The organism is Immundisolibacter sp. (assembly GCF_028696615.1).
In the GTDB taxonomy this organism is placed as follows: domain Bacteria; phylum Pseudomonadota; class Gammaproteobacteria; order Immundisolibacterales; family Immundisolibacteraceae; genus Immundisolibacter.
Window position 1 is genome coordinate 1 of sequence record NZ_JAQVGQ010000085.1, and the last position, 10,102, is coordinate 10,102.

Annotated in this window: 10 protein-coding genes; 2 read left to right on the plus strand and 8 right to left on the minus strand. The window is 70.8% G+C overall.

Annotation, left to right across the window (positions count from 1 at the left end):
• On the plus strand, positions 1–831 hold an 831-nt coding region (locus PHC73_RS07255), incomplete at its 5' end, for a zinc metalloprotease HtpX (RefSeq protein ID WP_300126251.1).
• A gap of 36 nt (positions 832–867) precedes the next feature.
• Here PHC73_RS07255 and thrC read toward each other — a convergent pair.
• The 3 genes from thrC to alaC are packed head-to-tail and all read right to left on the minus strand — an operon-like array spanning position 868 to position 4,455.
• Positions 868–1,941, minus strand: coding sequence for a threonine synthase (thrC, locus tag PHC73_RS07260; protein ID WP_300126253.1), 1,074 nt, complete (start codon positions 1,939–1,941; stop codon positions 868–870).
• Position 1,942: 1 nt separating this feature from the next.
• Entirely contained in the window at positions 1,943–3,253 is a 1,311-nt protein-coding gene (locus PHC73_RS07265) for a homoserine dehydrogenase (RefSeq protein WP_300126255.1), read from the minus strand.
• Positions 3,250–4,455 carry an alanine transaminase gene (gene alaC / locus PHC73_RS07270; protein ID WP_300126257.1) on the minus strand — a complete coding sequence of 402 codons (1,206 nt, stop codon included), beginning with the start codon at positions 4,453–4,455 and terminating at the stop codon, positions 3,250–3,252. Before alaC ends, PHC73_RS07265 begins: the two co-directional genes overlap by 4 nt.
• Positions 4,456–4,575: 120 nt before the next feature.
• On the opposite strand from alaC, the gene PHC73_RS07275 reads away from it, so the two are divergent.
• Positions 4,576–4,968, plus strand: coding sequence for an MTH938/NDUFAF3 family protein (locus PHC73_RS07275; protein ID WP_300126259.1), 393 nt, complete (start codon positions 4,576–4,578; stop codon positions 4,966–4,968).
• 179 nt (positions 4,969–5,147) lie between these two features.
• On the opposite strand, the gene PHC73_RS07280 is transcribed toward PHC73_RS07275, so the two are convergent.
• The 5 genes from PHC73_RS07280 to PHC73_RS07300 all read right to left on the minus strand — a co-directional run.
• Positions 5,148–5,657, minus strand: a complete 510-nt coding sequence (locus PHC73_RS07280; RefSeq protein ID WP_300126261.1) for an NADH-quinone oxidoreductase subunit B family protein — start codon at positions 5,655–5,657, stop codon at positions 5,148–5,150.
• A gap of 8 nt (positions 5,658–5,665) precedes the next feature.
• Positions 5,666–7,192 (minus strand): hypothetical protein, encoded by a 1,527-nt coding sequence (locus PHC73_RS07285; protein ID WP_300126263.1) that lies wholly within the window; start codon positions 7,190–7,192, stop codon positions 5,666–5,668.
• Between the two features lie 5 nt (positions 7,193–7,197).
• Entirely contained in the window at positions 7,198–8,646 is a 1,449-nt protein-coding gene (locus tag PHC73_RS07290; RefSeq protein ID WP_300126265.1) for a hydrogenase 4 subunit F, read from the minus strand.
• Between the two features lie 18 nt (positions 8,647–8,664).
• The gene (locus PHC73_RS07295; protein WP_300126267.1) at positions 8,665–9,330 is read right to left on the minus strand and encodes a hypothetical protein; all 666 of its coding nucleotides are present in this window, start codon (positions 9,328–9,330) and stop codon (positions 8,665–8,667) included.
• On the minus strand, positions 9,327–10,102 hold a 776-nt coding region (locus tag PHC73_RS07300; protein WP_300126269.1), incomplete at its 5' end, for an NADH-quinone oxidoreductase subunit H. The genes PHC73_RS07300 and PHC73_RS07295, both read right to left, overlap by 4 nt.

Sequence of the window (10,102 nt, forward strand, 5' to 3'; positions counted from 1 at the left end):
CTGTGGGCGCTGCTGCTCAGCGGACTGCTGCTGGCGCTGTCGCCGCGCATCGCCCCGGCGCTGCTGCTGCGCCTGTACGGCGGGCGCCCCATCCACCCCGCCGAGGCGCCGGGCCTGGTGCAGGCGGTGGCAACGCTGGCCGCCCGCGCCGGCCTCGAGCGACCGCCGGCACTGTTTCTGGTGCCGAGCCCGCTGCTGAACGCCTTCACCGTCGGCACGCCCAAAGCCGCCGCGGTGGCGGTCACCGCCGGCCTGCTGCGCAGCCTGCCGGCGCGCGAGCTGGTGGCCGTGCTGGCGCACGAGATCGCCCACATCCGAAACCGCGACATGCTGGTGATGGGCCTGGCCGACCTCATCAGCCGCCTGACGGCGGTGCTGTCGAACGTCGGCGTGCTGCTGGTGCTGGTGAACCTGCCGCTGGTGATGATCGGCGCGGCTACCGTCAACTGGGGCGCGGTGGCGCTGCTGTTGCTGGCGCCGGCGGTCGGCGTGCTGCTGCAGCTCGCCCTGTCGCGCACGCGCGAGTTCGACGCCGACGCCGGCGCGGTGGCGCTGACCGGTGATCCCGAAGGGCTGATCCGGGCGTTGGCCCGCCTCGAACACCACGAGGGCCGCTGGCTGGAGCAGGTGCTGCTGCCGGGCCGGCGCCTGCCGGACCCCTCGCTGCTGCGCACGCACCCGCCCACCGAAGAGCGCATCCGGCGTTTGCAGGCGATCGCGCAACAGATGGCGCCGGCACATGCTGCGCACGACGACTGGGCGCCACCGCGGCACCTGGGACCGGCCGAGCTCGGCCGGCCGCGCTGGCGACCGGGCGGGCTTTGGTATTGACGCGGCCGGGCGGTTACGACCGCCCGGTGTCAGGCATCAATGCCCGCGTTCCAGGCGGCGCAGGATGGCCGCCTCGAGCGTGGCACGATCGGCCTTGACCGGTTTGAGATCGGGCGCGCTGCGGATGGCGATGTCGGGGTCCTTCAGACCATTGCCGGTCAGCGTGCACACCAGCGTCTTGCCGGGCGCGATGCGGCCGGACTGCAAATCGCGCAGTGCGCCGCCGATGGAGGCGGCCGACGCCGGCTCGCAGAACACGCCTTCCTCGCGCGCCAGCAGCGTTTGGGCGGCGAGGATTTCGTCGTCGGTCAGCGCCGCGAACCAGCCGCCGGATTCGCGCTGCGCGGCGATCGCCTTGTCCCACGACTGCGGATTGCCGATGCGGATGGCGGTGGCAATGGTTTCCGGCTGCTCGATCGGGTGGCCGGCCACGAACGGCGCCGCGCCCGCCGCCTGGTAGCCCACCATCACCGGCAGGTGGCAGCGCCCGGCGCTGTGGTACTGCGCGTAGCCCATCCAGTAGGCGCTGATGTTGCCGGCGTTGCCGACCGGCAGGCAGTGGTAATCCGGCGCGCGACCGAGCGTGTCGACGATCTCGAAGGCCGCGGTTTTCTGGCCCTCGAGGCGGTGCGGGTTGACGGAGTTCACCAGCGTGACCGGCGCGCTTTGCGCAAGCTCCTTCACCAGCTGCATGCCGTCATCGAAATTGCCGGCGATTTGCAGCACCTCCGCGCCGTGCACGATGGCCTGCGCCAGCTTGCCGAGCGCGATCTTGCCCTCCGGGATCAGCACGAACGACACGATGCCGGCACGCGCCGCGTAGGCCGCGGCAGAGGCCGAGGTGTTGCCGGTGGAGGCGCATATGATGGCGCGGCTGCCTTCGGCCACCGCCACCGACACCGCCGCCGTCATGCCGCTGTCCTTGAAGGAGCCGGTGGGGTTGAGGCCCTCGAACTTGACGTAGATGTCAGCGTCCACGCCCAGCTTGCGCGGGATGTTGCGCAGGCGGATCAGCGGCGTCGCGCCCTCCAGCAGCGTCACCGGGACGATGCCGGCCGGCAGCTCCAGCCAGTCGCGGTAGCGGGCGATCAGGCCCTCGTAGGCGTGCATGTCAGTGCTCCAGGTGGTCGACGCGCAGGCTCACCACGCGCCCGTCGATACTCGGCAGCGCCTCGATGCGGGCGATGGCGTCGCGCAGCGCGCGCTCGGGCACCTTGTGCGTGAGCAGGATCACCGGCACGTGGCTGGCAGCGGGCGCGGGCTCCTTCTGCAGAATGGCCTCGATGCTGATCTGCTGGTCGGCGAGGATGCGCGTCACATCCGCCAGCACGCCCGGCCGGTCGAGCGCGGTCAGGCGCAGGTAAAACGCCGTCTCGACCGCGTCGATGGGCTGCACCGGCAGCGCCTGCAGGCGGTCGTGGTGGAAGGCCAGATACGGCACCCGGTGTTCGGCGTCGATGGTGAGCGCGCGGGCGATGTCGATGAGATCCGCCACCACGGCGGACGCGGTCGGCCCCGCCCCGGCACCGGCGCCGTAGTACAGGCTCTGGCCCAGCGCGTCGCTGTCCACCAGCACGGCATTGATCACGCCGTCCACCTGCGCCAGCAGGTGCCGCTGCGGCAGCAGCGTCGGGTGCACGCGCAGTTGCACACCCTGCGCACCGCGCCGGGCGATGCCGAGCAGCTTCAGGCGATAGCCGAGCTGGCCGGCGTAGTCGACGTCCACGGCCGACAGATCCCGGATGCCCTCGACGTGCACCTCCCCGAAACACAGCGGCATGCCGAACGCGATCGCCGCCAGGATGGACAGCTTGTGCGCGGCGTCCACGCCGTCGATGTCGAAGCCGGGATCAGCCTCGGCGTAACCCAGGCGCTGCGCGTCGGCCAGCGCCGTGGCGAAGTCGAGCCCGGCGTCGCGCATCTGCGTCAGGATGTAGTTCGAGGTGCCGTTGATGATGCCGGCGATGCCGTCGATGCGGTTGCCGGCCAGGCCCTCGCGCAGGGTCTTGATGATGGGGATGCCGCCCGCCACGGCGGCCTCGAAGCCGACCGCCACGCCAGCGCGCCGCGCAGCCTCGAAAATCGCGTTGCCGTGGTGGGCGATCAGCGCCTTGTTGGCGGTGACCACGTGCTTGCCGGCGCCGATCGCCGCCAGCACCAGCTCGCGCGCCGGCTCGATGCCGCCGATCAGCTCGGCCACGATGTCGACGTCCGGCTGGCGCACCACCTCGAACGGGTCGGTGTGCAGCGCGATGTCGGCCGGCAGGCCGCGCGCGCGCTCCGGATTGCGCACCGAGGCGTGCGTGACGCGCAGCGGGCGCCCGGCGCGACGGGCGATTTCGTCGCCGTTGCGCGCCAGCAGGTCCAGCGTGCCGCCGCCGACGGTGCCGAGGCCCAAAAGGCCGATGCGGACCGCGTTCATGCGCCACCCTGCGCGGCCAGCGCCTCGCCGCCGCGCAGCAGGCGGCGGATGTTGCGCACCGCCTGGCGCGTGCGGTGTTCGTTTTCGATCAGCCCGAAGCGCACGTACTCGTCGCCGTATTCGCCAAAACCGATGCCGGGCGACACCGCCACGTGCGCCTCGGCCAGCAGCAGCTTGCTGAATTCGAGCGAACCGAGCGCCCGGAAACGCTCCGGGATGCGCGCCCACACGAACATGGTCGCCTTGGGCTTTTCCACCGCCCAGCCGGCGGCGTTCAGGCCCTCGCACAGCACGTCGCGCCGGCGTTGGTACATGGCGGCGATTTCGCGCACACAGTCCTGCGGGCCTTCCAGCGCCGCAATCGCCGCCACCTGGATCGGCGTGAAGGTACCGTAGTCCAGATACGACTTGATGCGCGCCAGCGCCCCGACCAGCGTCGGGTTGCCGCACATGAAGCCCACGCGCCAGCCGGGCATGTTGTAGGTCTTGGACAGCGTGTAGGCCTCGACCGCGATGTCCTTGGCGCCCGGCACCTGCAGGATGGACGGCGCCTGGTAGCCGTCGAAGGCGATCTCGGCGTAGGCCAGGTCGTGGATGACCCAGATCTCGTGCTCGCGGGCGATGCGCACCACGCGCTCGAAAAAATCCAGATCCACGCAGGCGGTGGTCGGGTTGCTGGGGAAATTCAGCACCAGGAACTTCGGCCGCGGCCAGCAGTTGCGGATGGCGTTTTCGAGTTCCTCGAAGAAATCGAGCCCCGGCAGCATCGGCACGTGGCGAATGTCGGCGCCGGCGATGACAAAGCCATACGGGTGGATCGGATAGGTGGGATTGGGCACCAGCACCACGTCGCCCGGCCCCACCGTGGCCAGCGCCAGGTGCGCCAGACCCTCCTTGGAGCCGATGGTGACGATGGCCTCGCTGTCGGGGTTCAGGTCCACGTCGTAGCGGCGCTTGTACCAGGCGCAGATGGCCCGGCGCAGGCGCGGGATGCCCTTGGAGACCGAATAGCGGTGCGTGTCGCCGCGGCGGGCGGCCTCGATCAGCTTGTCGACGATGTGCGGCGGCGTCGGCTGGTCCGGGTTACCCATGCCGAAATCGACCACGTCCTCGCCGCGCTGGCGGGCCTGCGCCTTCAGCTCGTTGACGATGTTGAACACATACGGCGGCAGGCGCTCGATGCGCGGAAAGCTGTCCTTCATGGATCGTCCGGGCCGAAAGGGCGGGCAGGAGGGAACGCGGGTGCGGGCATGCGCACGGAAGCCACAGCGGGTCGATAATCCAGGCTGGCCAGTGCGTCATCGGAAGGACCGAAATTCTAAATGAAAATCCAGATCGAACGAGGCGCCAGCTACCGCGTACAGGCCTACCAGACCGACTGCGTGACGGTGGCGCGCGGCGAGCAGCTGCAAACGCTGACCGGCCCTGCCCTGCTGCAACCGGACACGGCACCGCTCGACTGGGCAGTCACCTCGGACACGCCGCCACTGGCGGCCTTCGAGGCGCTGCTCGAACACGCCCCCGAACTGGTGCTGTACGGTAGCGGCGCGCGGCTGCGCTTTCCGGATGCCGCGGTGATGCGCATGTTCCACGCGCGCGGCGTCGGCTTCGAGGCCATGGACACGTTCGCCGCCTGCCGCACCTACAACGTGCTGGCACTCGAGGGCCGGCGCGTGCTGGCGGCGCTGCTGATCGGACCACCCGACAGACGCTGAAACATTCCATTCGTGGCATTTCTCGGCTCGCGCAGCGCGGTACATGCCCGCGCTGCGCTTGGTGAATCAATGACATGTGTCATTGATTCACGCTGGGGCACGCCGCCCCGGGACATCGAGACGTAAGCGTTTCCCTTGGCGACTGGCGCAGGCCGTGCGGCTCGGGTCGGTGGTCGTGATCAGGCGCGGCCGCCCACCAGGTCGACGATGACCTGCAGGATGGCGGTCGGCGTCGGCGGGCAGCCGGGGACGGTCGCGTCCACCGGAATCACGTTGCCGACCGCGCCGCAGCTCGCGTAGCTGTCGCCGAAGATGCCGCCGTCGCAGGCGCACTGCCCCACCGCCACCACCAGCCGCGGCGGCGGCGTCGCCTGGTAAGTGCGCTGCAGCGCCTCGCGCATGTTGCGCGTCACCGGGCCGGTCACCAGCAGCAGGTCGGCGTGGCGGGGACTCGCGACGAAGCGGATGCCGGCGCCCTCGAGGTTGTAGTAGGGGTTGTTCAGCGCGTGGATTTCCAGCTCGCAGCCGTTGCAGGAGCCGGCGTCCACCTGGCGGATGCACAGCGCCCGGCCGAGCCGCCGGCGCAGCTCCGCCTGCAGGCGCTGGGCCGGCAGGCGGTCGGCATCGGCGGCCGGCAGGGGCTCGCTGCGGATGCCGCCGCGAAGGATGGTGCGCAGCGTCTTCAGCATGGCGTGTGCTAGAGGTCGTGGCCGCTGTAGGAGAGGTTGAAGGATTTATTGATCAGCGGGAAGTCCGGCACGATGTTGTCGATGATGGCGTGCTCAAGCACCGGCCAGTTGTGCCAGGACGGGTCCTGCGGGCGGCAGCGGGCGATGCGGCCGTCGGCGGCGAGTTCCAGCGCTACCAAGAGCGGTCCGCGCCAGCCTTCGACGAGACCCAGCGCCGGCCGGTCGCTGCGCGGTGCCGGCAGCGCCCGGCGGACGTCGCCCTCGGGCGGCGCGCCGAGCAGCCGGCGGCAAAGATCGATCGCCACCTGCGCCTCCTCGAAGCGCACCTCGACGCGCGCCGCCACATCGCCGGCCGTGCGCGTCACGAGCGGCACCGGCAGGCGGTCGTACGGCGGCGCCGGGCAGTCGCAGCGCAGGTCGAAGGCCTGCCCGCTGGCGCGCCCGGCGAGCCCGACGAGGCCCAGACGCCCGGCCAGTTCCGGCGTCACCCGGCCGGCGCCCTGGAAGCGGTCCTGCAGGCCGGCGTGGTCGGCGTAGATAGCGGCGAGGTCGGCCAGCTCGCGCTCGATGGCGTCGAGTTCGGCGTGCACGGCGGCGATCTGCGGCGGCGCCAGATCGTGCACGACGCCACCCGGCACGATCTCGTCCATCGGGTAGCGCGCACCGTAAAGGGCCGCATTGCCGCGCAGCAGGCGCTCCTTGAGGTGCGAGAACTGGGCGAGCCCAAAGGCAAAACCGGCGTCGTTGCCGAGCGCGCCCAGATCCCCCAGATGATTGGCCAGGCGCTCGCGCTCGAGCGCCAGCGCGCGCAAAGCCAGCGCCCGCGGCGGCGGTTCCGCGCCGCACAGCGCTTCGAGCGCCATGCAGTAGGCCCAGGCGAAACCGACCGCGCTGTCGCCGCTGACGCGCGCGGCCAGGCGCTGACCGTCCTCGGCCGGCATGCCCTCGAAGCGTTTCTCGATGCCCTTGTGGACGTAGCCCAGGCGTTGTTCGAGCCGCAGCACCTTCTCGCCGACCACCGAGAAACGGAAGTGGCCGGGTTCGATGATGCCGGCGTGCACCGGCCCGACCGCAATCTCGTGCACGCCGTCGCCGGCCACGCGCACGAAGGGGTAATCGATGGCCGGCATCGGCTCCACTTCGCCCAGCGGGCCGGCGCGCAGCGGCGCGAGCGTCGCCGGCCAGGCGTGGCGCAGCCACGGCCGCGCGTCGGCGCCGGCCGCGCGCACGCCGAGCAGGTCGGCGGCGGCGCGCTGCATGCGCGTGGCGGCCGCAAACAGGCGGCCCAGGTCCGGATACTCGAGCGGTCCGTCGGCCGGCAGGGCGAGCTCCAGCCAGTCGAGCGTGCGCCCGTGCTGCAGCACCACGCAGACCCGCAGCGCGCCCTCGGCGGCACGCGCATCGCTCGCCCACAGCGCCGCCAGGCGCGCGCCCTGCGCGTGCGCGTCGGTGATTTCCGCCAGCCACGCGTCGGCGTTGAGGCGCCGGCGGCGGGCCGCTTCGAAACCGGGCACGGGGGCGAGTGGAAGGTCCATGACGCTCACCCGATCAGCCGCGCCGCGAGGCGATACCAGTCGGCCAGCTGGCCCGGGATGTACAGCCCCAGCATCAGCACCAGTGCCATGTGCACGAACACCGGCGCCAGTGCCGGCGGGTGCGGCAGGGCGCGCGCATGCGGCAGGCCGAACACCATCGGCTGCACGCGCCGGAAGATGGCGCCGAACGCCACGCCGAGCGCCAGCAGCAGCAGCGGCGTCGCCCACGGCTGCTCGCGCATGGCGGTGGTCAGGACCAGGAACTCGCTCGCGAACACGCCAAACGGCGGCATGCCGAGGATGGCCAGCGTGCCCAGCATGAGGCCCCAGCCGACCGTCGGCGAGCGCAGCAGCAGGCCGCGGATGTCCTGCATCTGCTGCGTGCCGGCGATCTGCGTGGCATGGCCGACGGCAAAGAAAATCGCGCTCTTGGTCAGCGAGTGCACCGTCATGTGCAGCAGCGCCGCGAAATTGGCGACCGGGCCGCCCATGCCGAAGGCGAAGGTGACGATGCCCATGTGCTCGATCGACGAGTAGGCGAACAGGCGCTTCACATCGCGCTGGCGCCACAGGAAGAACGCCGCCACCAGCACCGACAGCAGACCGAAGCCCATCAGCATGCGCCCGGGCAGGTCGCCCGCCACAGCCCCCGCCACCAGCACCTTGCAGCGCACCACCGCGTACAGGGCGACGTTCAGCAGCAGGCCGGACAGCACCGCCGACACCGGCGTCGGGCCCTCGGCGTGGGCGTCCGGCAGCCAGTTGTGCAGCGGCACCAGGCCCACCTTGGTGCCGTAGCCGACCAGCAGGAACACGAACGCGATCGCGAGCACGGTCGGTTCGAGCTGGCCCTTGATGGCGTCCAGCTGCGTCCACAGCAGTGCCCCGCCGCCGCCGCCCAGCACGCGCTCGGCGGCGAAGTACACCAGGATGGTGCCGAACAGCGCCTGGGCGATGCCGACCCCGCACAGGATGAAGTATTTCCAAGCCGCCTCCAGCGAGGCGGCGGTGCGGTACAGCGACACCAGCAGCACGGTGGTCAGCGTGGCGGCCTCGAGCGCCACCCACAGGATGCCGAGGTTGTTGGTGGTCAGCGCCAGCAGCATGGTGAACATGAACAGCTGGTACATGCCGTGATACAGGCGCAGCCGACCCGCCGACAGGTGCCCGCGATCGGCCTCGATGCGCATGTATGGGCGCGAGAACAGCGCCGTGGTGAAGCCGACGAAGCTGGTCAGGGCGACCAGGAACACGTTGAAGGCGTCGATGAAAAACTGCCCCTGGCCGGTCACCAGCGGGCCGTCCACGATCACCCGCGCGGTCAGTGCCGCGCCGGCGAGGAAGGTGGCGAGGCTGCACAGCGCGTTCAGTTCCGCGGCACGCCGCCTGGCGCCCCACACGCCCAGCGCCGCGCCGCCCAGCAGCGGCACGCCCAGCAGCGCGATCAGTTCCATGCCGGTTCCGTCACGGGTTCACTCCTCGCGCAGGCGTTCCAGGTGCTTCAGTTCCAGGCTGTCGAACTGCTCGCGGATCTGGAAAAAGAACACGCCCAGGATCACCGCGCCGACCAGCACGTCGAGCGCGATGCCGAACTCGACCACCATCGGCATGCCCTGTGTGGCGGTGGTGGCGGCGAACACCAGACCGTTCTCGAGCGCCAGAAAGCCCACCACCTGCGACACCGCCTTGCGGCGGCCGATCATCATCAGCAGCGACAGCAGCACCATGGCCAGCGCGATGCCGAGCGTCTGGCGGGTGATCTCGTGCCCGAACTGGGAAATCGGCTGCGCGAGGCCAAAGGCGAAGATCACCAGAGCCAGTCCGATCAGCATCTGCAGCGGGATGGCGACCAGCGATTCGGTGTCCCACTGCAGGCCGAGGCGCACCACCAGCCGGCGCAGGAACACCGGCAGCAGCAGCACCTTGAGCACCAGCGTCAGCGCCGCCGAGGTGTACAGATGGGGCAGGCCGGCGCTGGCCGCCACCGCCGCGGTGGAGGCCGTCAGCACCGCCCCCTGCAGCGCGAACAGGTTCACCAGGGACGCGATGCGCCGCTGCGCCAGCATGGCGAACGACAGCAGCAGCAGCAGCGAGGCCAGCAGTTCCACCAGCTGCAGCGACGCCGCCGGCGCGTTCATGGCCCACCCCCGACGAACAGCAGCCGCGTCAGCAGCCCCACCACCGCCAGCATGAAGGCCATGGCCAGGAACTCGGGCACCCGAAACACGCGCAGCTTGGCGCTCAGGGTCTCGAACAGCGCCAGCGCCGCGCCGGCGAGCGCGAGCTTCACCACCAGCGCCAGCAGCGCCGCCGGCAATGCAGCAAGCCCGGCGCCGCTGCCGGCGAGGCCGAACGGCAGGAAAAAGGCAAAGCCCAGACACGCGTAGTTGAACAGCTTCAGCGCCGACGCCCATTCGATCAGCGCCAGGTGCCGCGCCGAGTACTCGAGCACCATCGCCTCGTGGATCATGGTCAGTTCCAGATGCGTGGCCGGGTTGTCCACCGGCAGGCGGGCGTTTTCCGCCACCAGCACCATCACGAAGGCCAGCGCCGCGAAGGCGAGGCTGGGATTCACGGTCAGCCCCTGCGCGAGCAGGCGCTCGGCGATCACCGGCACCGAGGTGGAGCCGCCCAGCAGCGCCAGATTGAACAGCACCATCAGCAGCGCCGGTTCGGCCAGAAAGCCGATCAGCATCTCGCGCCGCGCGCCGAGCGAGCCGAACGCGGTGCCGATGTCCATGGCACCCAGCGCGATGAACATGCGCGCGGTGGCCAGCAGGCCGACCAGGGCGATGGCGTCGGCGGCGCGCCCGGCCGGCAGGTCCGTGCCTAGCGACGGGATCACGCCGGCGGCCACCAGCATGCAGCCGAACACCACGTATGGCACGGCGCGAAACAGCGGCGAGGCGG

Excerpts from the sequence above, each read along its gene's own strand:
- PHC73_RS07295 (WP_300126267.1), bottom strand. The coding sequence starts at position 9,330 with ATGAACGCGCCGGCGGCGTCGCTGCAGCTGGTGGAACTGCTGGCCTCG.
- thrC (WP_300126253.1), bottom strand. The coding sequence starts at position 1,941 with ATGCACGCCTACGAGGGCCTGATCGCCCGCTACCGCGACTGGCTGGAG.
- PHC73_RS07280 (WP_300126261.1), bottom strand. The coding sequence starts at position 5,657 with ATGCTGAAGACGCTGCGCACCATCCTTCGCGGCGGCATCCGCAGCGAG.
- PHC73_RS07265 (WP_300126255.1), bottom strand. The coding sequence starts at position 3,253 with ATGAACGCGGTCCGCATCGGCCTTTTGGGCCTCGGCACCGTCGGCGGC.
- PHC73_RS07275 (WP_300126259.1), top strand. The coding sequence starts at position 4,576 with ATGAAAATCCAGATCGAACGAGGCGCCAGCTACCGCGTACAGGCCTAC.
- PHC73_RS07285 (WP_300126263.1), bottom strand. The coding sequence starts at position 7,192 with ATGGACCTTCCACTCGCCCCCGTGCCCGGTTTCGAAGCGGCCCGCCGC.
- PHC73_RS07290 (WP_300126265.1), bottom strand. The coding sequence starts at position 8,646 with ATGGAACTGATCGCGCTGCTGGGCGTGCCGCTGCTGGGCGGCGCGGCG.
- alaC (WP_300126257.1), bottom strand. The coding sequence starts at position 4,455 with ATGAAGGACAGCTTTCCGCGCATCGAGCGCCTGCCGCCGTATGTGTTC.